The sequence below is a fragment of the Saccharicrinis aurantiacus genome (genome assembly GCF_947489045.1).
Lineage (GTDB): Bacteria > Bacteroidota > Bacteroidia > Bacteroidales > Marinilabiliaceae > Saccharicrinis > Saccharicrinis aurantiacus.
In genome coordinates this window covers 182,583-205,759 of the sequence record NZ_CANLCN010000002.1, presented here as the reverse complement: position 1 = coordinate 205,759, position 23,177 = coordinate 182,583, and the positions used below count along the sequence as shown (strand labels likewise).

Here is a 23,177-nt window from a genome sequence, read left to right as displayed (position 1 = left end):
AATTATAAACTAAGTATTAAGGTTTAATGAAACTTGAATTTTTATAAGTAAAAATGATTGATACACGTTTGAATAATTAGGAATTATTTCGCGGTTATATTGTTTTGCGATTGAGTAATTGAATAGGTAGTATGGCCTTGTATAGTAACAAAAAGAGGAACCCATTAGTGATTCCTCTTCTGATTAGGGTACTTCGCAAGAAGTTCTTTTTTAAAGTGCATTGGCAAACTTGACTTTAGCCAATCAGGTATGCCTGTTCCTGTACATTACATATTGGCTCGCACGTGTTTATTATTATTTCCTTTCAAAACAAAGGTATCGTTGCCATAACCAACCATGATGAATTTTTCCGATTTACCCATTTTTGTACTTACACAAGTCATGGCTTTTGTTCCATTTTCTGAGCTAAGGTATTTTCCATTACTTCCTTTAAAAGCAACTAGGCCATCTTTAAGCTCAATTATTTCGAACACTTCAGTTTTGTTGGTTTGCGTTTTATACAAGTTAGTGCCTTATCATTTTCAGAACTTACATATTTTATGTTTCCTAAATTTTACATGGAAATGAAACTGCCAAGGGGTTCTGGTTTTTAATGATGAGGGAGATTTTTATTGAAAGGAGGTGGTTGGAGGCCATATTTATTACGGTTTGTAACTTGAGTTTACCAGCAAGTGATTTAGTTAATGGTTTAAGCATAAAAAAAGGGAACCGTATTCCTGGTTCCCTTATGATTATTCTGTTTAGCTGAAATATTCTATTTAATGATTACCCTTTCTACATAGGTTTCATCTTGCGTTTTTATTTTTACCAGATAAATACCCGATAATTCACTTGTATTTATTTCAGCATTTGTACCGTTAAATTGTATTGTTTTTACCATTTTCCCCTGAAGGTCGAATATAGATGCGGTAGCCACTGCATCAATGTTGCTGAGCTTCACATATAGAACATTACTTGCCGGATTAGGATATATTCTTAATTTATCCTCCTTTGATTTACTGACACTCGTTGCATTCTTCAGTCCACTTGTTACTTTAAACTGTTGCCAGTTAGACGCTCCGGTGCTAGTACATAGCATATTGTCTCGCACGTATAAATCGTTATTTCCTTTTAATGCATACACATTATTGCCATAATCAACCATGGTGAATTTTTCCCATGCGCCTATTGAGGTGCGTGTACACGTTAATTCTTTAGTGCCGTTTTCTGAGCTCACATATTTTCCATTACTCCCTTTAAGAGCTACCAACCCTGAACCTATATCAACAATTTCGAATTTCTCGGAAGTACCAACTGTGGTGGTATTACAAGCTAACTGATTTATATCGGCTGAACTCATGTATTTAAAGCTTCCTTGGTTTTGAAATGAAGATAAGCTACCTGTTGATACAGATGTAACATTAAAATTGCTTGATTCATAATCTAAATTAGAACTAAAATCACCTCCAACAGGGCGAATGGCCACACCTAATTGGTATCCATTTGCCACAGCCCAAGCGCTTGCCTGATCAATGGTTAAAGTTGTAGTGCCAGAACCAGAGCTTACTGTTTTTCTGGTGTTGGTAAGCCAAGTGCCTGTTGGTCCGTTTACAATGGCCAGAAGTTCGTTTTGTGCTGCCGATGTATACGAAATTGAAACATCAAATGACGAACCACTCATAACAGAACTAGGAGCAGCAAAAATTGTAACTGAGTTATTCTGTGCAGGTGCATCTTCAAGCTTCCAGGTTCTTGTCCAATCGTAATAAGTTGTTCTTTCCGACCAGGTACCTGTCATTCCGCCATCCGCAGGAACCGGGTTCCAGTCATACGTTTCTGTAACCATTCTAATATACATTGGTAAATTAAAATCTGCGGTTGGGTTTATGGTGTACACATAATTGCCATCGAGGAAAAACTGTATTTCGGATTTGCTTTTCCACCAAGCAGCATAAATATGATAGTCTTTATAAGCCTCCTCACCTATTGATGCCTTGTTGCCTGCAGAGCCCGTTGGAGTAGCTTCGCACGAGGTATTTCTACTGTGGGTATTTGAGCCCATTTCACTCAACTTAGCCGTTGAGCTGCCATTGGTAACCTGCCCAACCACTTCGTTAATATCAAGTTCAATGGTTCTTTTGTCGCATCCTTCTCCTTCGTTACGCACATTTATCAACCAAAATGTCGATGACATAAATGTTTTGTTGGCCTTCATGCGTGTTTCAAAATAATAGCCGATTTGAGCAGCATTGGTTGAGGTGACTAAGCCGCATCCATGTGTCCACGTTTTACCATCAATTACCTTTGTTGTAGAAAATTCAGAGTTTGTAATTCTTAAATTTCCGTCTGCTACAGTAATGGCTTCTTGTGTAAATAAGCCTGGTTCTCTACCCATCCATGTTGTTACTGAAGTTGCCCACTTATTGGTGTTGATAGATGTTCCATCAAATTCGTCGGAAAGGTTATCGACTTTTACCCACTGTTTACCACTTGGTTTAGGGTCGTGTCCTGAATTAAAGCTTGGTTGCGCATACATTTGTATGCTACAGATTAAAATTACAATTGCTTGTAATAGGCGAAGATTGATTTTTTTCATAATTCATTTTATTAGTTAATACTCGAATTTTAAGTGTAAGCTAAATTAAAAATGAAATATTAGATTACGCAGTGGGTTTTATAGAGTGTTGAGGGGGTTGTTGTTTTTAAGTAATTGATATACTGTAAGTAGTTGTTTCGAGAGCTTGCATCCCCAATGGCATAGTAGTAGTGGGAAGTTATTACTATTTAACCTAGGTTAATTTTACGAGAAAAGACATTGGTTAACAAAATAAAAATATTATTTTCATATTAAATAACAAATCAGATAACCCTCCGGTAGTATAGCTGCTGGTAACCCTTCTAAAAATTTCCTGTTGCTTTTGCCGGAGGGCCCTGTTGTTATAAAACATTGTAAAAATACATTTTTTATTTCGAACTCATTTTTTATAAAAAAAGTGCTGTAAGCCCTGAAAGGACTGGGACAATACTGAAATATTGGCAGCCAAACTGAAATAGTATCAAACCAGATGAAAGGACGGCTTCTCACATTGAAAGGACAAAAAATATATTGATAAGAATGCTCCACCATAGTGAAATATCGCCCAATATTTGATAAGTTTGGGATGCCACAATGAAATATTGATGCAAATTTTGAAAACAATAGCCCCTATACTGAATAGTATTCTTCGATACCCTACCCCAAAAATGAACCATACTCACCATTTTCTGTTCTTACTCACAAGCATTACGTAAAAGCTAATATATTTCATAGCTCAATTACTGTCAATTGTTTAACATTGCATTGTGATTTACTACTGAATATGTAGTTATTATAAAAAGAGAAACATGAAAGTAAGAACTAAAAAGCCAGATTGGCTCAAGATACAATTACCCAATACCGCTGATTATAAATGGATGAATCAAACCATCCGCGATAATAAATTACATACCATCTGTACAAGTGGTAAGTGCCCTAATGCAGCAGAATGTTGGAGTGCAGGTACAGCTACTTTTATGATTTTAGGAGATATTTGTACCCGAGCCTGCAAATTTTGTAACGTTAAAACAGGCAAACCTTTGGCTGTTGATCTCAAGGAGCCCATAAGAATTGCACGCTCCATAGAAATTATGAAGTTGAAGCATGCGGTAATCACTTCGGTTGATAGAGACGATCTTGAGGATGGTGGTGCGCAAATATGGGCAGAGACCATTACCAAGGTGAAAGAAAAAAATCCGAATACAACACAAGAAGTATTAATTCCTGATTTTAATGGATTAAAGCATCTGATACAACAAGTAATTGATGCCAAGCCCGAGGTAATTTCTCATAACCTCGAAACCGTTCGTCGTATTACGCCTATTATCAGAACACGTGCCAAGTACGATTTAAGTTTAGATGTATTAAAATATATAGCCGATGCTGGTGTGGTTGCCAAAACTGGTATTATGGTGGGTATTGGCGAAACCGAAGAGGAAGTATTGCAAACCATGCAAGATGCTTACAATTCAGGCGTAAAAGTATTTACTATTGGTCAGTACCTACAACCATCAAAAGAGCACTTAGAGGTTGAAACGTATGTGACGCCTGAAACCTTTGCCAAATACAAAGAAGCCGGTTTAAAAATGGGATTCAAATATGTAGAGAGTGGCCCAATGGTACGATCATCATACCACGCCGAAAAACATATTAATGCTTTAAAAGAAGAATAATTATGGGTGCAACAATATTTGAAGATTTACAGCAAACGGAATATAAAAAGGCTTGGGAATACCAAGAAAGTATCTTTGATGAGATTATTGGTATCAAACTTCACAATCGCGAAAACCAGAACGATTTAAAAGACATCACCAATCGGTTGTTGTTTGTTGAGCATCCTAACGTCTATACCCTTGGTAAAAGTGGAGCTATTAACAATTTGCTTATTAACGACGATTTCCTTAAGAAAATAAATGCCAGCTATTATAAAAGCAACCGTGGAGGCGATATCACTTATCACGGTCCCGGTCAAATTGTAGGCTATCCAATTTTCGATTTGGAGCTGATGGGTTTAACAGTTAAGTCATATATTCATAAACTAGAGCAAGCCATTATTAACTGCTTGGCCGATTACGGAATTGTTGGAGATCGTTTAGATGGCGCAACGGGTGTTTGGCTCGATAAGGATGTTCCGGGCAAGGCGCGTAAAATATCAGCCATCGGTGTAAAGGCGAGCAGATATGTGAGTATGCATGGGTTTGCCTTAAATGTAAATACCGATTTAAGCTACTTTAATCACATTAATCCGTGCGGATTTGTGGATAAGGGAGTTACTTCAATGGAAAAAGAATTAGGCGCCAAACAAGATTTTGAAAAAGTAAAGGCGGATTTATTAAATCATTTAGTAAAAGTATTTGAATTAAATCTAAATAATTAATTTTCACTCTAAAGTACTGATTGCATTTGTTTTAGTTTTTAAAACAAATTGATTTCTTGTGTTTTATAACAGCAAGCTTATTTAAGATGGTTTTGATTATCCATTTTTTTTAGGAAATTTACACCTCGCAAAAAAGGTCGGATTTAAAAAGCATGGATAAACGTTGGAGTATTAAAGAAAAAGGAGAAGAGGATAAGATAGCTCATTTATCGGAAGTGTTAAATATAGACGCCTGTCTATCAAACTTATTGGTGCAAAGGGGTATCGAAACATTTGAAGAGGCTCGCTCTTTTTTTCGTCCAAGTTTAGATCACTTGCACGATCCTTTCCTAATGAAGGATATGGATAAGGCTGTGGATAGGCTAAATCTGGCTATCCAGAATAACGAAAAAGTATATATATATGGCGATTATGATGTTGATGGTACAACCTCGGTTGCATTGGTTTACTCCTTTTTGTCGAAATATATTAATAATATAGATTTCTATATCCCAAATCGTTACGAGGAAGGTTATGGGGTTTCCATAAAAGGTATCGATCATTTTGCAGAGCAAGGTTCAACCCTTGTTATAGCACTCGATTGTGGTGTAAAAGCAGGTGAAAAAATTGATTATGCCAAAGAAAAAGGAATTGATTTTATTATTTGCGACCACCATACTCCAGGAGATACGCTACCAAATGCAGTAGCCTGCTTAGATCCCAAAAGAAAAGATTGCGAGTATCCCGATAAAAACTTATCAGGATGCGGAGTAGGCTTTAAATTCCTACAAGCTTACTGTCAGTTTAACAATATTGCTCCCGATTCATTATATAATTACCTCGATTTGTTAGTGGTAAGTATCGCTTCTGATATTGTACCCATAAGTGGCGAAAATAGAGTTTTAGCTCACTTTGGATTAAATAAACTCAATACAAATCCATGTGTGGGATTAAAGCATATAATTAAAATAGCCGGCATGCAAGGTCGCGAGTTTACCATTAGCGATATTGTATTTAAAATAGGGCCACGTATTAACGCGGCTGGTAGAATTGATAGTGGTAACGATGCAGTTCGTTTATTAATTTGTGAGGACGATCAGTTTGCCTCAGAAATGAGTATCGATATTGATAAATGCAACGATACCCGCAAAGGGCTAGATAGAGATATTACCCAGCAAGCCTTGGATGCAATAAGTAATAATCCCGAATTGAAGGATAGAAAAAGCACTGTTCTATTTGAGCCCGAATGGCACAAGGGGGTTATTGGCATAGTAGCTTCTCGTTTAACAGAGTCGTATTACCGTCCAACCATTATCATGACAGAAAGTAAAGGTTTTGCCACAGGTTCTGCGCGTTCAGTTGATGGTTTCGATTTGTACAAGGCCATAGATTCGTGTAGCGATTTGCTCGAAAATTTTGGGGGACACATGTATGCCGCAGGTTTAACCATGAAGATTGAAAACATTCCTGCTTTTCAGGAGCGTTTTGAGCAATATGTAATTGATCATATCACCGAAGATCAGCAAATACCACAGATTGAAGTGGACGAGTACATCGATTTGAGTAATATCAATGAGAAGTTTTACCGTATTTTAAAACAATTCAGACCCTTCGGACCTGAAAATTTAAAACCAGTGTTTGTATCGCATCGTGTATTCGATTATGGCACAAGTAAAACTGTAGGGAAAGATGCAAGCCACCTTAAGGTTGAGCTTATCGAAGAGAAATCGGGATGTATAAAGCAAGGAATTGCCTTTTCGATGGGAGATAAACTAGAGAAGCTACAAACGGGCAACCCCTTTGATGTATGTTTTACAATTGAAGAAAACGTATATAATGGTCGTTCTACCCTGCAAATGATGGTTAAGGATATGAAATTTCCTTACGAGGATTAAATTTCGATTAAAAATAAGTTCGATAAATCATTTTATTTCTGAAATAAATTATATTTGTAGCAATTGAAATAAAGTAAACATTTTCAATTATTTCAACTCAGACTAAATACGTTGGATTATATGCCGTTATATACTGAGTGAGTATAGATATAATTCAAAGAAAAAAGTAAATAAATATCATATGAAAAACATGAAAACAATAAGTAGAAATAGTCTTGCATCTTTACTGATGGCTGGCTTAGTAGTTTTAGCTGCATGTAATTCAGGAAAGAGTAAGAAAAATAATGCTACTCAAATTGAAAAACAAGAAGTAGAGACTAAGGTTAGAGAGTTTGTTTATCCTCTACCTACATCATACGAGATTGTTGAAATGCTAAATAAAATTGAAGCAGCATATATCTTCGGATTGGCAAATGATCCAACTAAAGCCGGAACGTATTTTACTGAGCGTTCATTAGCAATTAACCTTGGTGTTTTTGGTGGCGATTTAAGTTATGCAAGTACTTACAATCAAAAACAAGAGACTTTAGATTATATCGATGCTTCAAGAAAAATGTTAGAAGGTTTAAACTTATCCAATGCTGTGGATAAAGATTTACCAAGCAGAATTGAAAATAATCAAGAAAATAAAGAAGTTTTAGTTGACCTGATCACAAACTCTTTTTACGATACTTACAACTATTTGTTAAAGAACGAAAGAGAGCCAGTTTCTGCACAAGTAATGGCAGGTGCTTGGGTTGAAGGTTTATATATAGCTACTCATATTTCAGAGGAAACATTAAATAGCCTTGAAATGGTAAGTGTTGTGTTAAAACAAAAAGAGCCATTAGATAAGTTATTTGAAATTTTAAACCGTTTTAAAGATGAGGCTGATATTGTTAAAACCATTGAAGATTTAACACCTTTAGCTGAAATTTATGCTTCAATAGCTTCTGATGCAATTACACAAGAACAAATGAGAGATATTGCAAAGCAAGTAATGATTGTTAGAAATAACTTCGTTAGCGCTGAATAGATTATTCTCAGAAATACAATATTGTAAAAGGTGGTCTCTCATGATCACCTTTTTTTGTTATAGTTGATTTAAGTAAATCCTGCTATATTTACCCTACACAAAACCATATCAATAATTTATAGTTATTATATTGATATAATCCGCAATTACCATTAGTTATGAGTGAAACGCTATTAGATGCTTTAATGAAGTTATTTGCCTTGCTTACAAACGCAAGGAAGGAAAGTAGCCTTGAAAGTGCACGTAAACTAGTTAGACAACAACTGCTTGAAACATTCAATCAGGAGTATGCTGATGTTTATTTGCAACGCTTTAATTTTTATTTGCAATCGTTTCATAAAAACGCGTATAGCGATAACAGAGAAGAGGTAGAAAAACAATCTAACGATAACTTCGATCAGATTGATAGAATCTGTGAAGAACTCAATAAGGAACTCGAAAAAGAAACCAAGCTTCGATTATTTGTTCAGCTCTTTGAATTTATCAGAAAAGAGGAAAAAATAAGTGAAATAGGGGAATCTATTTTAGATCGATTTGCTAAAGGAATGTTGATTGATCAACACGACTTTGAACTATTAAAAACCTTTATACTTGTAGGTCCACTAAAAGTAAAGGATAGAGAAAGTGTTTTGGTGATCTCTGGCGATAAAGAAGCGCCATTAAAAGGATTTAAACATATTTATAACGACCGCCAACAGGTTTATGTGTGGGTTTTGTATTTGGCTTCAACACATACTTTTGTTTTCAGATATACCGGAGATCGAAACCTGTATTTAAACGGACATAAAGTTGAGCAAAACAATTCTTACATATTCTCAGTAGGTTCAGTAATACGTACTTCGCGTATGGAGCCTGTTTACTACGGAAAGGTTGCGGAGCTTTTTGTAGAGCGAGAAGATAAGGCACGTATCCTATTTAGAGTGCGTGATGTGGAATATAAGTTTAATGATTCTCAAGTAGGTGTTCAAAAGTTTAGCTTCACAGGTAGGTCTAATCAACTTATTGGTATAATGGGCGGTAGTGGGGCCGGAAAATCTACGCTACTTAATGTTCTGAATGGAAACTATAAGCCTTCGCAAGGAACAATAAGTATCAATGGTTTAGATATTCATACCCACAGCGAAGATTTAAAAGGGGTAATTGGTTATGTTCCTCAAGAAGATCTCTTAATAGAAGAACTAACCGTTTTTGAAAACCTATATTGCAATGCACTGCTTTGTTTCAGTGATACACCCAAGGATGAGGTGATTGAAATTGTAGAACGAGCCATAATTGATTTTGATTTGGTTGAGGCGCGCGACTTAGTAGTGGGTAGCCCAACTAATAAAGTGTTGAGTGGTGGCCAGCGTAAGCGACTAAATATAGCCTTAGAGTTAATACGAGAGCCTTCTATTCTATTTGTTGATGAACCTACTTCTGGCTTATCTTCAATGGATTCTGAGAAGGTTATGGTACTACTAAAACGCCAAGCCTTAAAAGGTAAATTAGTTATTATTAATATACATCAACCTTCTTCCGATTTATATAAGCTAATTGATAAACTTTTAATTATTGATAGAGGAGGTTACATTATTTATAATGGTAATGTAATGGATGCTATTGTATATTTTAAAAAGCAGGCTAATTACGTTAACTCCGATGAAAGTGATTGTCAACTTTGTGGTAACGTGCAAGTTGAGCAACCTTTGCGGATTATAGAGGCTCGTATGGTCGATCCCAATGGTAGAACCATTAGAGAGCGAAAAATTAAGCCTGTTGAATGGTATAAAAGATATAAGCAAAATATTGAAAATACCTTTGCGTGGCGAAATGATAAGGTTGAAGATGAAAAAGAAGAACTTCCGAAAAACCTTTATAATATACCGGGTCGATTAAAGCAGTTCTTAATTTATACCTATCGCGATGGTTTATCTAAATTTAAAGATAAACAATATGTGCTCATCAACTTGCTCGAGGCACCTATTTTGGCAGTAATGATTGGTTACTTCACTAAGTTTATTAGTGGTACAACAGCTAATCCTGATCAATATATATTTAGCCAAAATACCAATATTCCATCATACCTTTTTATGGCGGTTATTGTGGCTCTATTTTTAGGGCTAAACTTGAGTGCCGAGGAAATTATAAAAGATAAGAAACTCTTACAGCGTGAGAAGTTTCTGAATTTAAGTAGATCAAGTTATTTGAATAGTAAAATCCTGGTTCAGTTTGGCATATCTGCCCTTCAAACTTTTTTGTTGGTGGTTATTGGTAATTATATACTAGAGGTTCAAGGACTTAATTTTAGCTATTGGTTAATACTTTTTTCCACAGCCTGCTTTGCCAATATTTTAGGCTTAAATATCAGTAGCGGACTAAAATCTGTTGTTGCCATTTATATTCTCATTCCTTTAATATTAGTGCCACAATTGTTATTCAGTGGTGTAATAGTGGATTATAGCAAATTACATACAGCCATCTCACATAATACCTATGTGCCGCGCATTGGCGATATGATGGCATCCCGATGGTCGTATGAAGCACTGGCAGTAAACCAGTATAAAAATAATGCCTACGAACGAGAGTTCTTCAACGAGGAAGTGATTATTAGTGAATCATCTTATTACATAGGGATGTTGATTCCTCGAATCAAGCAGCATAACTTGTTAAGTGAGCGTCAATGGGAAGATGGTAAGGCAGAAGATGCTTTAGCCAATAGAATCATTATTGACAATGCATTATTGGATATGAAAGCCCTAGTGGATCAAGATACTAAAGAAAGCATTGAATCTTTACTTAAGATGAACCACAAATTATCCGAGTCGTTATTTACCAAAACAGAGTCTGTTTTAGATGAGGTAAAAAAGGCTTATCAAGAGGTTTATAAACAGGCTAAGAAAGATAAGGACGACAAGTACCATTTAATGGTGGATAACTTGGGCTCGAATAAAGCATTTAACCAATTCAAACATGCTTATTATAATGAGAAGTTAGCCGATTTTTTATTGGATAAAAGTAATATGCAAAAAGTTAAACTAGGCGATGAGAGGTATATTCCCCTTATGGATCCTATTTTAAGAGAGTCGACTTCTAATTATGGTAGGGCACATTATTTTGCTCCATATAAATTCTTCATGGGCGTTCGGATATCAACACCTTTGTTTAATGTGATAATTATTTGGTTGAGTACTTTGTTATTATACTTCACGCTTTATGCTGATCTTTTAAGTAGAGTAATACGTCATTTCGAGAAGTTCAAGTTACGTAAGGCATTCCGCAAAAATGTGGATAGAGTTTAAGAAAGGATAATGGACTTTTGGTATAATAAAATAAAATAAGATTACTTTTGCCAAAAATAGAGTATTCATGAAGGTTTATTCCGATCCAAATAAGTATAATAATACAAGTACGGTTGTAACATTAGGTATGTTTGATGGTGTTCACTTAGGACACAAGCAGCTACTTTCTAAAGTTGTAACTACTGCACGTAATATCGATGCACGATCTGTTGTTGTTACCTTTTGGCCACACCCAAGGTTAGTACTCGGAAAGAATGCTGAAGACTTAAAATTTATTACTACTCTAGATGAAAAAATAGCGCTTTTAGAGAAGGAAGGAATTGACGATTTAATACTACTTCCATTTAATTTAGAACTTGCTGCACTGAGTGCAAAAGAATTTATAGAGCAAGTATTGATAGCTAAGTTTGGAATGCAACACCTGATTATGGGTTATAATCATCGTTTTGGAAAAGATAGAATTGATGATTATTCAGTATATCAGAGTATCGCCAATGAGAATCAATTTGGGATATCCAAAGTTGAAGCTGTAAAAGTTGGTTCAGTTAATGTAAGTTCAACAGTAGTAAGAAATGCCATTGAAACTGGCGATGTTGTTCTAGCTAAGGCATTATTATCTTATACTTTTTCATTAACAGGGAATGTGGTAAGTGGTCAACAGTTAGGCCGTACCATTGGGTTTCCAACGGCTAATATTGAGCCAAACGACTCCCATAAAATAATACCTCAAACTGGCGTATATGCCTGTAGGCTTCTTGTAAAAGGGAATAAATATGATGGGATGCTTAATGTAGGTATTAAGCCTACTGTTTCAAGTAAAACAAAACAAACCATTGAAGTACATATATTCAATTTTTCGGATGATATATATTCTGAAGAAGTTGTAATTGAATTTGTAGATAGAGTGCGTAACGAACAAAAATTCGAAAGTGTAGATGCACTCAAGGCTCAACTCAAAATTGATGAGCAAACTGTAAAAAAACTATTGAGTTAGTCATTTTTTGTGTAAACTGTTTATTGCAAATAGCTTAGAAGATTACGTAAAAAAACTACCTTTGCAAAAAATAATTAAAAGCATATTAGTATGTCAGAGAATTTAGTTGACAACCTTCCTTATAAAATTGCCGATATCACATTGGCTGATTTCGGAAGAAAAGAGTTGGATTTAGCAGAAATTGAAATGCCTGGTTTAATGGCATTGCGCGAAGAATATAAAGGCAAAAAACCTTTGGCAGGAGCTAAAATTATGGGTTCTCTGCATATGACAGTACAAACTGCCATATTAATTGAAACTTTAGTTGAATTAGGTGCCGATGTACGTTGGGTTTCTTGTAATATTTTCTCTACTCAAGATCACGCTGCTGCTGCAGTTGTTGTTGGTAAAGAAGGTACAGAGGAGGCTCCTAAAGGTATTCCGGTTTACGCTTGGAAAGGCGAAACTTTAGAGGAGTATTGGTGGTGTACAGCTCAGGCTTTAACTTGGCCTGATGGTTCTGGTCCGAATCTTATTTTAGATGACGGTGGTGATGCTACAATGCTTGTGGTAAAAGGTGCTGAATTTGAAGCTGCGGGAGAAGTTCCTGCTTTTGATGAAAATGTACATTCTGAAGAAGAAGGGGTGTTTTTAGAGCTTTGCAGAAAAACATTAAAAGAAAACCCTACTTGTTGGGCTACAAAAAGAGAAGCCATTCGTGGTGTTTCTGAGGAAACTACAACAGGTGTACACCGTTTATACCAATTAGCTGAGCAAGGTAAATTACCTTTCCCTGCAATTAATGTAAACGATTCTGTTACTAAATCGAAGTTCGATAACTTATACGGATGTCGTCATTCACTTACCGATGGTATTATGCGTGCTTCTGATGTTATGTTGGCAGGTAAAGTAGCTGTTGTATGTGGTTATGGTGATGTTGGTAAGGGGTGTGCGCAATCTTTAAAAGGTCAAGGAGCTCGTGTAATTATCACAGAAATTGATCCTATTTGTGCTTTACAAGCAGCAATGGAAGGTTACCAAGTATTACCAGTTGAAGATACTTTATCGTACGCTGATTTATTTGTAACAACTACAGGTAATAAAGATATTATTACTGCATACCATATGTCTAAAATGAAGAATATGGCTATTGTAGGTAACATTGGTCACTTTGATAACGAAATTCAAATGGCTGAGTTGTACAAAGTAGAAGGTATCGTTCGTACTAACATTAAACCTCAGTACGATAAATGGACTTTTGCTGATGGACATTCAGTTCTTATTCTTGCTGAAGGTCGTTTATTAAACTTAGGTTGTGCTACTGGTCACCCAAGCTTTGTGATGTCTGCATCGTTTACTAACCAAGTATTGGCTCAAATTGAGTTACACTTAGATGCTGATAAATACGAAAATCAAGTGTACACATTACCTAAAGCATTAGACGAAAAGGTAGCGCGTTTACACCTTGATAAATTAGGCGTTAAATTAACTACATTATCACAAGAGCAAGCGGATTATTTAGGGATACCTGTTGAGGGTCCATATAAACCAGAACATTACAGATACTAATATTTGTGAAGAATATATGAAAGCCTGATACTTTTTGTGTCAGGCTTTTTTTATTTATAAATCTAGTAAGGACTCTTTGGGAGAAAGGTCGAGAATAGTTGTAATGGGGTAATGATCAGAATAACCAACCTTGGTTCGTTCAAAATTATAGGCTTTAAATATCTTATCATGAAAAATAAAATCTATCCTGAAGGATGGCAATTTTCCGTGATAGGTACCGCCAAATCCACTGCCCGACTCTACAAAAGCATCTTGTAATTTACCTCTAACAGTTCTGTAAACATACGAAACCGGTGTATCATTAAAATCGCCACAAACTATAGCCGGAAATGGTGAGTTTTCAATATGTCGGCCAATACTCTCAGCCTGAAACGATCGGCTATCAAAGGCCTCATTCATTTTGGTAAATATAGCTTTAACCCCTTCTCTACGTTCTGTTTCATTAAGGTAAGTAATGCTATCTATAAAATGATAGTTTTCGGCTTTAAGCCGGATAGACTCTAAATGATTATTAAAAACCCTCACTTTAGTTCCATTAATAACTATATCGGTTTGGATACTAAAGTTACTTGTGTTTTTAAAATATAAAGGTTGTTTTCTAGTGATCGGAAATTTTGAAAATGTAGCTAGGCCAAACTTCCGACCAGTTTTAGTTTCAACATTATACTCTATGTGCTTGTATCTGTATTGCTTAAATTTTGATAAGATATTGGCCTCGGAATAGTGCGGGATCTTATTATTAACAAAGAACTCTTGCACACATAAAATATCAGGATTCTCATCTTTAAAAAACTGATATACTTTATTGGGTGTTTCTTTATCTCCAGTCCAGTTGTAACGATCAAACATCCTAACATTATACGACATAATGCTTACTGGCATAGTAAGGCTTGTTTTATCGGTAACCTTAACCGATTGAAGTTGGAAAACATCTTCCCACTGCGACCAAGATATGAGTAAGGCTAAAATAGAGAATATTACACGCTTGCGTAATTTGGCAAGCCATAAAAAACCAAATAGCGCATTGGCTATAAATAGCAAGGGAAATGCAAAGCCAATAAACGAAAGAAAACTAGAATGAACAGGTGATACTTTAGAGCCTAAAACACTTAATAAAAGTAGGGTAACTATAATTACATTTACTAAAAATACTATGTTTCGGAGTAGCTTTCTCAAAATAAGGATGGTTTAATTTTTATCGCTTGCGTCGAATAATGTTCTTTTCTCTTCGTCAGATAAGCTGTCATATCCTTTGCTCTTAATTTTATCAAGGATACGATCTACATTATGTTGGTTGTTATTTTTACGTGAGTTATATTCCATATCCGACATTGGACGCTTCTTGCTGGAATGGGTAACCTTCATATGGTTTTTTCGAGAGAATAAGGTTACCACCTTATCCATCCATCTATTGAATCTCAATGTTGTATCCTTTCCTTTTTGCAGTCTTGAGGCATAAAATACACCAAATAGAGCACCTCCAATATGTGCCAAATGCCCACCAGTGTTCGACATGCTTGAAATACTAATTAAATCGAGAATAAATAGAACTAGTGCTATATGCATTAATTTTACTGGCCCTAAAAACATTAAATGTACTTTTACATTAGGTGCGTATCGGGCTGTAGCAAACAGAATGGCCATTACAGAAGCAGAAGCACCCATCATTACCGCACTTGGTGCTACACTATTTAAACCGGGGAAAATATTATATGACAGAATGTAAAGAGCAGCACCAGCTATACCTCCCATAAAATAAACGCCTAATAGTTGGCGAGGATTAAAATAGTTGAGGAATAAGCGACCAAACCAGTATAGGTAAAGCATATTAAATAATATATGCAGAAAATCGTAGTGCAAAAACATGTAAGTAATAATTGTCCATGGTCTGAACAATAGTGCACTAGGATGCGCAGGAACTGATAACCAAGAAATGATTAAATCACCTAAGTCACCACCACCCATTAAGGCTAGTATGGCATAAATAACTCTGATAACCACAAAAACACCAAGATTAATATAAATTAATCGGGTTAGTGCACCACCTTGTTTAAACGACTCTTTTATTTCATCAACTATCGACATATCAGTAAAACTAATAATATTAAGAAGAGTTTAAAATACTTAGAAACTGGTTTTTCGCCAATGTCTAATTAAGAAGAACCCAAATAACATTCCACCTAAGTGCGCCAAGTGCGCCACGTTATCTCCTGGTTGGTTCATAATGCTATAATATAACTCTAAGGCTCCGTAACCAATAACAAACCATTTCGCTTTAAGCGGAATGAGCATATATAAGTATATCTTTTCTTCAGGAAATAGCATGCCGAAGGCCAATAATAGTCCGAATATTGATCCAGAGGCACCAACCATTGGTATGTTTATCAATTCGTTTAATGTTGCTAAAGATGCATCAACGTAGTTCTGATTCCCCAATAGAATACTTTGTCCTTTTTGGTAAACTTCAGCAACAGCTTCAGGAGGTAAATCAGCGCTTACCATTTTTACCCTGATAAATGACATCACTACATTTATTAGACCTGCCCCTATTCCAGTAACAAAATAATAGAATAAGAACTTTTGTGGTCCCCATACTTGTTCTAAAATTCGACCAAACATGAACAAGGCAAACATATTAAAGAAAATATGTGTCATGCTGCCATGCATAAACATGTAGGTGATGTATTGGAAAAAGTGAAAGTGCTCGCTGCCTGGTGTGTATAGACCAAGAATCTTATTTAAGTCTAAACGAATAAAACCTAGCCCAGGTAAATTAATGCCTTGTTTCATTAAAAACATGGCAAAAAATGCAAGTGCATTAATAATTAAGAGATTCTTAACGACTGGAGGTATATTACCAAACAATGATCTTTGCTGAAACATAATCTTTATTTTTTACCAAGTGTACAAGCATCAAACCAAAATGAATTGATGCCATTGTGTCATTGTATTCTGTGCTTCATTTATTTAAAGCGCGTTTCTATTTCGTCGGTAGTTAAAATAGAAATGATAGTTTTACCATCGGGCGAAAAGTTGGGAACTTGGCATGTAAAAAGCTGTCCCACTATTTCATCCATTTCATCTATTGATAAAACCTGACCCGATTGTATTGCAGATTGCTTCGCTATAGAACGTGCAATTCTGTCTTTTAAGTCAGCCTCTAAGTCAACTTCGCTGGTTTTAAAACTCTCTAAAATACCATCAATTAAGGCCTTCATGCTTATATTTTGCATATCGGCAGGTGTGCCTTTAACCTCAAAGTTATCATTATCATCCACACTAAGGTCTAAGCCAAAAGCTAAAAGTTCTGGCATTAGTTCCTTAACAACCATAGTATCTTCGGCATTGAAGTTTAGTTGTTCAGGATATAAGCATTGCTGTGTCATGGCTTTGCCTACGTTAATAGAAGCCATCAATTGTTCGTATAAAATACGTTCGTGCGCCCTTCTTTGGTCAATCATCATTAAACCTGATTTACCCGAAGTAAGGATATATCTATTTTTTAATTGAAAGCATGAAGATGTTGCTGCAACACTGCCTTCTGACATCTGCATGGTTTGTTGAACCGGTTCAGCACTTGCTATTGTAGTGGTTTCAACTCCCGTTTCAAACGGATTAAATGGAGCTTGTTCTGCAGGAGCACTGTTTTGTGTAGCAACTTGCGATTCAGCTTCAAAACCTTCGTAGAGCTTCTCCCAACCTTGCGTACTTTGCTTTTCTTGTGGTGTATACGATCCTCCGCTACCCGCAGAAGAACCACTACTTTGAGAAACACTCTGACTTGGTTCAAAGGGATTAAAGAAAGGGTTTACCTCTACTTTAGGAGCCTCCTTTGATGATTCATCTATGCCTGTAGGTATTTCTGGTCTACCAGCAGTATCAAAATCAATAGTCGGAATCATATTATGCTTTCCGAGGCTCTCGCGAATGGTTGCATTCATAATCTGCCAAATGGCACGTTCATCCTCAAACTTAATTTCAGTTTTGGTAGGATGAATATTGATATCTATAATTTTAGGATCAACCTCAAGAAATAAAAAGTAAGCAGGTATTGCTCCTGTAGCTACTAAATTCTCATAAGGCTCTGTAACTGCTTTGTGCAGATAAGGGTGTTTCATGAAACGTTGGTTCACAAAAAAGAATTGATCACCAGCTGATTTGCGAGCAGATGCAGGCTTGCCGATAAAACCATGAATCTTAATTAGTACAGTTGAAGTTTCAACAGATACCAATTGCGACAGCATATTTTTACCAACCATATTAACAATTCGTTGCTTTATGTTGGTAACGGGCAAGCTAAACATTGGCATGTCGTTATGAGTTAAATGAAAACTCACATCAGGGTTAGCCAAAACAATTCGCTGAAACTCGTTAATAATATGGCGGAGTTCAGTGCTATCCTTTTTTAGGAATTTGCGTCGGGCTGGAACATTGAAAAATAAATTTTTAACAGAAAAGTTACTTCCTTCAGGACAAGAAATGGCTTCTTGATTATCTACATGTGATCCTGCCAAAGAAATTAATGTACCAAGCTCATCGCCTGTTTTACGAGTTTTTAATTCAACTTGTGCAACGGCGGCAATAGATGCCAAGGCTTCACCCCTAAAGCCCATTGTTCGTATGGCATATAGGTCGTTGGCTTCTCTAATTTTTGAAGTAGCATGTCGCTCAAAAGATAAACGGGCATCGGTGGCTGACATTCCGCAGCCATTATCCACTATTTGAATAAGTGTTCTTCCCGCATCTTTAACTACTATTTTTATATCGGTACTACCCGCATCAATTGCATTTTCAACCAATTCTTTAACTACCGAAGCAGGACGTTGAATAACTTCTCCTGCTGCTATTTGGTTGGCAACAGAATCGGGCAATAATTGAATTATATCTGACATAAATGAATCCTATTTGCGAAGCACGAAATTTACAATCGCATTCTTTAAACGAAATTTTGTAGATGAAGTGTTAGTTGAAATTATAAGTATTCTAAGATCCATTCAGAACTACTATATAAAAGGTAATAAAAGAACATAAGAAGTATGGCAATAATCACAACAATACGTAGTGTTGATTTACGTTTCTCTTTACGAGATACATCAAAGGTAGTTTGTTGCATACGGCGGTTCATTTTACCTTTAATTCTATCTGCATGCGTAGACCCATCATCTTCTTTATCTAAGCCCAACTCCTCGCGAACAGCACGCTTGCGCTCATCTAACTCTTCTTTAGCCTCATCGTAAAAAACAGGCTTATAGTTAAAAACCCTATGTTGCTGATTTTTTATAAAAGTAAACTTCATCTTTATTCTATGTGTGTTCCCTTTCAGATTTATTGAAAGAGTAATTGTGTAACAAAGATACAAGTAATTACTGAGTCTTAAAATACAGAGGCTAGTTTAACTATAGTTTAACAGCTTAAGTTATAATTATCAGTTTAATAAGTTATCAACAATGGTTAATAATACCTTTGATTTTAGCTAAGGATAGCCGAATTGTTATTCAAAAGTTTTTGCAGAATCAGAAACCAAACGGTTAATTTCTTTGAGCTCTTTTTTTGTAATATTTCGCCATTTGCCAACGGGTACATCTAACTCAATGTTCATAATTCGGGTACGTTTCAATTTTGTTACATTGTAACCGAGGTATTCACTCATTCTTCTAATTTGTCGGTTAAGGCCTTGAGTAAGAATGATTCTGAATTCAAACTTACCTGTTTGTTCAACAAAACATTTGCGTGTTACTGTATCTAAAATCGGAACTCCGGCACCCATCTTTTTAATAAATCCAGCGTTAATTGGCTTATCAACTGAAACAATGTATTCCTTCTCGTGATTGTTTCGAGCGCGTAATATTTTATTCACAATATCGCCATCGTTGGTTAAAAAGATAAGACCTTCACTTGGTTTATCTAATCTTCCGATAGGAAATATACGTGTTGGATATTTAATGAAATCAATGATGTTATTTTTCTCCACTTTCGTGTCGGTGGTACAAACAATGCCTACGGGTTTGTTAAAAGCAATATAAACCGGCTTTTCTTTTTGTTGACCAACTAATTTCCCTTTTACACGAACCTCGTCGCCATCTTGCACTTTAGTACCCATTTCAGGAACCTTACCATTAATGGTTACTTTTTTAGCATCAATTAATTTATCGGCCTCTCTGCGAGAGCAGTATCCAATTTCACTTAGGTATTTATTAATTCTAACAGGCTGTTCTAACTTCATAAAATAACAAAATTACAGATGCATATAGCAAGTAATAATTCAATAATATGCAAAAGTACACTACTTTTGCCAATAAAAGAATTATGCAATTATATAAGATTGAAACCGGCAATTTTATGGCCGATGGAGGTGCGTTGTTTGGAGTTGTGCCCAAAGTAATATGGGAAAAAAGATATCCGTGTAATGATCAGAATTATTGTAACCTAAGCATGCGATGTTTGCTTATAAAAACTGAAGGTAGAGTAATTTTAATCGATACAGGTGTTGGTAATAAACAGTCTGAGCAGTTTTTTTCGTATCAACATTTAAATGGAGATGATAGTTTGCATCAATCGTTTGCTAATGTGGGGGTGGGACTTCATGAAGTGACTGATGTTGTTTTAACTCATCTACATTTCGATCATTGTGGAGGAGCTGTTGAAAAGGACGAAAAAGGTGTATTAAAAGCAACTTTTCCCAATGCAAAATATTGGGCCGCACAATCGCAATGGGATAATTATTTGAGTTCGAATGTTAGAGAAGGTTCGGTATATTTTAAGGAAAATATGATGCCTATATTTGAATCAGGAAACCTTGAGTTGATTGATGAAAATACTGAATTATGCCCAGGCATTGAGCTAAGAATATTTAATGGGCATACCAAAGGACAAGTTATTCCTTTTATCAAATATAAAAATACCACTATAGTTTACACCGGTGATTTAATACCGGTTATGGCTAGTTTACCAACGGCATGGGTTTCGGCCTATGATACAGATCCGATTACTTCGATGGAAGAGAAAACCGCGTTTTTAAGTGAGGCGGCGGATAATAATTATACCTTATTTTTTGAGCACGATTTATACAATGAGTGCTGCACTTTGTTGAAAACCGAGAGGGGAATCAAGAGCAAAGAATCCTTCAAACTAGAAGAAATTGATAACTATTTGTAAAGGAGTATTCTCTTATTCTGATAGGGAGTTTATTCGAAACTGGGTCGCATTAAACTCAAACTAAACTCATACCAAATTCAATTTAAACTCATATTAAATTCGATATTTATCGAGTTTCGTATGTATTAAGTGTGTTTTTAGTTTGGATGAATTCCGAAGCAGGTAGCACTGTGTTGCGAAGAAGAGCCTTTAATGCTTGGTTTATTTAAAGGCATAAAAACAAAGCTTAGAGTGCATTGTTTTATTATAAAATTGATGCGATGTTAAGAGATTTATCCAAAATAAGAAAGGACTTTGATAAAGCCAAACTTGATGAAAATGATATTGGTGCTTCGCCAATAGATACTTTTAAAATGTGGTTGAGCGATGCAATAGAAAGTGCCTGTATTGAGCCAACTGCAATGACTCTTTCAACAGTTTCTAAAGATGGTATCCCATCTTCAAGAATTCTGTTATTAAAGAATATTAGTGATAGTGGAGACTTTTGGTTTTATACCAATTATGGTAGTCGGAAGGGTAATGAATTAAAGGATAAACCTTATGCTGCACTAAACTTTTTTTGGCCGCAATTAGAACGTCAGGTCCGAATTGTTGGAATGGCCTCTAAGTTAAAGGAGAAGGAAAGTGATGATTATTTTAATTCTCGACCAAAGGATAGTCAGCTTAGTGCGATAATATCTCCCCAGAGCCAGGTTGTTGAAAGTAGAGAGCAGTTAGAAAAGTGGTATGAAGAGGCTATGGAGTCCAATAAAAGTATTAAGCGTCCGAGTAATTGGGGAGGTTATAAATTGATTCCTACTGAAATAGAATTTTGGCAAGGAAGAGTTGGACGTTTGCACGATAGAATAAGGTTTAAACTAAATCAAGGGGATTGGCTTAAGGAAAGGTTAGCGCCTTGAAACAGTATAGTTAAAAAAGTAAACGCTCTGAATACTTAATTCAGAGCGTTTGTTTTTCTATATCTTTTTTAAGAATTTCTGTATTGTTGATTTTATATTGGGAGTGCCTAATTCTTGAAATTGCGACCTAACTTTCACAATGGGTTTATTAATTCTTAGGGCTTTATTCATATTAAAAGGAGTATCCATAAGTACTAAATCACAATCTGCTTGGTTTAAGTAATCTTGCAATTTATTGAGCTCGCTAGTTTCAAACTTTGTAACAGGGTATATCTTCGAATTCTCATACATTAGTACATCAGATGCTCCGTACTTATCCGCAGCAATGCAGGTTGAAAATTGAGTTTTAGACTCGTTTGTAAATTCAACCAAAGCCACTTTTTTATCCCAAATTAGTTCAAAGTCATCTGCTTCAATTGGTGATGCAGCTTCAATTATTACCGCTTTGTTATTTAATTCGAGTACTTTCTTTCGTAATTTAAGAATTGTAGAAGGTTCAGCTATGCATACCTTATCTATAATAACTACATCTGAAAGACTAATATTAACATCTATGGGTTGATTAAAATAACCATCAATTAGTTTATCAGGATTAATTATAGTTATCAACAAGTCTGGTTTAAAAAAAGGCATGTCTTCATTGGCATTTTCCCAAACTATAATGTCGCAATCAGCAGAATCTTTATCAATTTTATTTAAAACATCATGGTAATCAATGCCTGTATAAACTGTTGTTCGATTAGCAATTTGTTGTTTTATTTCTTCTTTCTCAATGCTCGAATACGGAGAGTACTCCAAGTCAGATAGCTTTGAGAAGCTTTGCGTAATTTTATCTTTTATATCGCCTTCAGGTACTGGATGTTTAACTACAACACTTTTTAGTCCTGCTAGTTTTAATTGCTCTACTACTTTACAGGATACTTGAGTTTTAGTAGCATCCGATCCGCAAACTGCAATTACAGGTTTCAAGTGTTTTAACATGGTAGTATTTGCACCTAAAATTTTAAAGTCGGCTCCGGCAGCTTGTATTTCTGTAGCTAAAGCAATTATTTGTTTTTGAGAGTAGTTGCTTTTGGCAATAACACATTCCTCAATGTCATACCTTTTAATTACCGAGTGTAATTCATCTTCTTTATAGATAGGAATACCTAAAGGATACGCCTTTCCTGTGAGTTGAATTGGGTAGTTCTGGTTTAATATAAGGTTTGCTTGATCTGATAAAAAAGCAATAACTTTATAATTAGGGTTATTCTTAAAATAAACGTTAAAACTATGAAATGCTCTCCCTAAATCACCAATAATTAATACGTTCCTCATGAGGTTTATTTTACAAATTAATTTGTACTTTGAAGTAGCAATAATGCAGGCTTCTGAACAACTTTAATCAGCCGTAGTTTTACTATTACATACGGCTATCAGCGTCGGAATAAAAATACTCAATAATTAAGGGAACAAACTAACCATAAGTAAGGTATAAGTATCC

At 35.5% G+C, this 23,177-nt stretch carries 18 protein-coding genes; 9 read left to right on the top strand and 9 right to left on the bottom strand.

Annotated features, from left to right (window positions below):
• Positions 1–266 precede the first annotated feature (266 nt).
• Both QMO11_RS04015 and QMO11_RS04010 read right to left on the bottom strand, forming a co-directional pair.
• Positions 267–503, bottom strand: coding sequence for a fascin domain-containing protein (locus QMO11_RS04015; protein WP_282036139.1), 237 nt, complete (start codon positions 501–503; stop codon positions 267–269).
• Positions 504–754: 251 nt separating this feature from the next.
• Complete coding sequence (locus QMO11_RS04010) at positions 755–2,575, bottom strand: T9SS type A sorting domain-containing protein (protein WP_282036138.1); 1,821 nt, start codon at positions 2,573–2,575, stop codon at positions 755–757.
• 788 nt (positions 2,576–3,363) lie between these two features.
• Here QMO11_RS04010 and lipA point away from each other — a divergent pair.
• The 7 genes from lipA (at position 3,364) to ahcY (ending at position 13,640) form a co-directional block, all read left to right on the top strand.
• Entirely contained in the window at positions 3,364–4,227 is an 864-nt protein-coding gene (gene lipA, locus QMO11_RS04005; RefSeq protein ID WP_282036137.1) for a lipoyl synthase, read from the top strand.
• 2 nt (positions 4,228–4,229) lie between these two features.
• Positions 4,230–4,931 carry a lipoyl(octanoyl) transferase LipB gene (gene lipB / locus QMO11_RS04000; RefSeq protein WP_282036136.1) on the top strand — a complete coding sequence of 234 codons (702 nt, stop codon included), beginning with the start codon at positions 4,230–4,232 and terminating at the stop codon, positions 4,929–4,931.
• A gap of 152 nt (positions 4,932–5,083) precedes the next feature.
• On the top strand, positions 5,084–6,805 hold the full coding sequence (gene recJ / locus QMO11_RS03995; RefSeq protein ID WP_282036135.1) for a single-stranded-DNA-specific exonuclease RecJ: 1,722 nt from the start codon (positions 5,084–5,086) through the stop codon (positions 6,803–6,805).
• A 181-nt stretch (positions 6,806–6,986) separates the two neighbouring features.
• On the top strand, positions 6,987–7,820 hold the full coding sequence (locus tag QMO11_RS03990; protein WP_245820793.1) for a hypothetical protein: 834 nt from the start codon (positions 6,987–6,989) through the stop codon (positions 7,818–7,820).
• Positions 7,821–7,978: 158 nt separating this feature from the next.
• Positions 7,979–11,098: an ATP-binding cassette domain-containing protein gene (locus QMO11_RS03985; RefSeq protein ID WP_282036134.1), complete on the top strand. Its 3,120-nt coding sequence runs from the start codon at positions 7,979–7,981 to the stop codon at positions 11,096–11,098.
• A gap of 67 nt (positions 11,099–11,165) precedes the next feature.
• A complete protein-coding gene (locus tag QMO11_RS03980; RefSeq protein ID WP_282036133.1) occupies positions 11,166–12,092 on the top strand; it encodes a bifunctional riboflavin kinase/FAD synthetase in 927 nt (308 codons plus the stop codon).
• Between the two features lie 90 nt (positions 12,093–12,182).
• Positions 12,183–13,640: an adenosylhomocysteinase gene (gene ahcY / locus QMO11_RS03975; RefSeq protein WP_282036132.1), complete on the top strand. Its 1,458-nt coding sequence runs from the start codon at positions 12,183–12,185 to the stop codon at positions 13,638–13,640.
• Positions 13,641–13,694: 54 nt separating this feature from the next.
• On the opposite strand, the gene QMO11_RS03970 is transcribed toward ahcY, so the two are convergent.
• From QMO11_RS03970 to rluF, 6 genes are all read right to left on the bottom strand, one after another.
• Positions 13,695–14,816 carry an endonuclease/exonuclease/phosphatase family protein gene (locus QMO11_RS03970; protein WP_282036131.1) on the bottom strand — a complete coding sequence of 374 codons (1,122 nt, stop codon included), beginning with the start codon at positions 14,814–14,816 and terminating at the stop codon, positions 13,695–13,697.
• Positions 14,817–14,828: 12 nt separating this feature from the next.
• Entirely contained in the window at positions 14,829–15,725 is an 897-nt protein-coding gene (locus tag QMO11_RS03965; protein WP_075603272.1) for a rhomboid family intramembrane serine protease, read from the bottom strand.
• Between the two features lie 39 nt (positions 15,726–15,764).
• The gene (locus QMO11_RS03960; protein WP_075603273.1) at positions 15,765–16,523 is read right to left on the bottom strand and encodes a rhomboid family intramembrane serine protease; all 759 of its coding nucleotides are present in this window, start codon (positions 16,521–16,523) and stop codon (positions 15,765–15,767) included.
• Between the two features lie 80 nt (positions 16,524–16,603).
• Positions 16,604–18,532 (bottom strand): DNA mismatch repair endonuclease MutL, encoded by a 1,929-nt coding sequence (gene mutL, locus QMO11_RS03955; RefSeq protein WP_075603274.1) that lies wholly within the window; start codon positions 18,530–18,532, stop codon positions 16,604–16,606.
• Positions 18,533–18,612: 80 nt separating this feature from the next.
• A complete protein-coding gene (locus QMO11_RS03950) occupies positions 18,613–18,936 on the bottom strand; it encodes a hypothetical protein (RefSeq protein ID WP_282036130.1) in 324 nt (107 codons plus the stop codon).
• A 195-nt stretch (positions 18,937–19,131) separates the two neighbouring features.
• A complete protein-coding gene (gene rluF / locus QMO11_RS03945) occupies positions 19,132–19,863 on the bottom strand; it encodes a 23S rRNA pseudouridine(2604) synthase RluF (protein WP_075603276.1) in 732 nt (243 codons plus the stop codon).
• Between the two features lie 47 nt (positions 19,864–19,910).
• Here rluF and QMO11_RS03940 point away from each other — a divergent pair, with 47 nt between their 5' ends.
• Together QMO11_RS03940 and pdxH are read left to right on the top strand one after the other, a co-directional pair.
• On the top strand, positions 19,911–20,795 hold the full coding sequence (locus tag QMO11_RS03940) for an MBL fold metallo-hydrolase (RefSeq protein ID WP_282036129.1): 885 nt from the start codon (positions 19,911–19,913) through the stop codon (positions 20,793–20,795).
• Between the two features lie 260 nt (positions 20,796–21,055).
• Positions 21,056–21,694 carry a pyridoxamine 5'-phosphate oxidase gene (gene pdxH, locus QMO11_RS03935; protein WP_282036128.1) on the top strand — a complete coding sequence of 213 codons (639 nt, stop codon included), beginning with the start codon at positions 21,056–21,058 and terminating at the stop codon, positions 21,692–21,694.
• 57 nt (positions 21,695–21,751) lie between these two features.
• Here the strand turns inward: pdxH and QMO11_RS03930 are convergent, their stop codons facing one another.
• Positions 21,752–23,011: a hypothetical protein gene (locus tag QMO11_RS03930; RefSeq protein ID WP_282036127.1), complete on the bottom strand. Its 1,260-nt coding sequence runs from the start codon at positions 23,009–23,011 to the stop codon at positions 21,752–21,754.
• Positions 23,012–23,177 lie beyond the last annotated feature (166 nt).

Excerpts from the sequence above, each read along its gene's own strand:
- QMO11_RS04010 (WP_282036138.1), bottom strand. The coding sequence starts at position 2,575 with ATGAAAAAAATCAATCTTCGCCTATTACAAGCAATTGTAATTTTAATC.
- lipA (WP_282036137.1), top strand. The coding sequence starts at position 3,364 with ATGAAAGTAAGAACTAAAAAGCCAGATTGGCTCAAGATACAATTACCC.
- lipB (WP_282036136.1), top strand. The coding sequence starts at position 4,230 with ATGGGTGCAACAATATTTGAAGATTTACAGCAAACGGAATATAAAAAG.
- recJ (WP_282036135.1), top strand. The coding sequence starts at position 5,084 with ATGGATAAACGTTGGAGTATTAAAGAAAAAGGAGAAGAGGATAAGATA.
- QMO11_RS03990 (WP_245820793.1), top strand. The coding sequence starts at position 6,987 with ATGAAAAACATGAAAACAATAAGTAGAAATAGTCTTGCATCTTTACTG.
- QMO11_RS03985 (WP_282036134.1), top strand. The coding sequence starts at position 7,979 with ATGAGTGAAACGCTATTAGATGCTTTAATGAAGTTATTTGCCTTGCTT.
- QMO11_RS03980 (WP_282036133.1), top strand. The coding sequence starts at position 11,166 with ATGAAGGTTTATTCCGATCCAAATAAGTATAATAATACAAGTACGGTT.
- ahcY (WP_282036132.1), top strand. The coding sequence starts at position 12,183 with ATGTCAGAGAATTTAGTTGACAACCTTCCTTATAAAATTGCCGATATC.
- QMO11_RS03965 (WP_075603272.1), bottom strand. The coding sequence starts at position 15,725 with ATGTCGATAGTTGATGAAATAAAAGAGTCGTTTAAACAAGGTGGTGCA.
- QMO11_RS03960 (WP_075603273.1), bottom strand. The coding sequence starts at position 16,523 with ATGTTTCAGCAAAGATCATTGTTTGGTAATATACCTCCAGTCGTTAAG.
- mutL (WP_075603274.1), bottom strand. The coding sequence starts at position 18,532 with ATGTCAGATATAATTCAATTATTGCCCGATTCTGTTGCCAACCAAATA.
- QMO11_RS03950 (WP_282036130.1), bottom strand. The coding sequence starts at position 18,936 with ATGAAGTTTACTTTTATAAAAAATCAGCAACATAGGGTTTTTAACTAT.
- rluF (WP_075603276.1), bottom strand. The coding sequence starts at position 19,863 with ATGAAGTTAGAACAGCCTGTTAGAATTAATAAATACCTAAGTGAAATT.
- QMO11_RS03940 (WP_282036129.1), top strand. The coding sequence starts at position 19,911 with ATGCAAAAGTACACTACTTTTGCCAATAAAAGAATTATGCAATTATAT.
- pdxH (WP_282036128.1), top strand. The coding sequence starts at position 21,056 with ATGTTAAGAGATTTATCCAAAATAAGAAAGGACTTTGATAAAGCCAAA.
- QMO11_RS03930 (WP_282036127.1), bottom strand. The coding sequence starts at position 23,011 with ATGAGGAACGTATTAATTATTGGTGATTTAGGGAGAGCATTTCATAGT.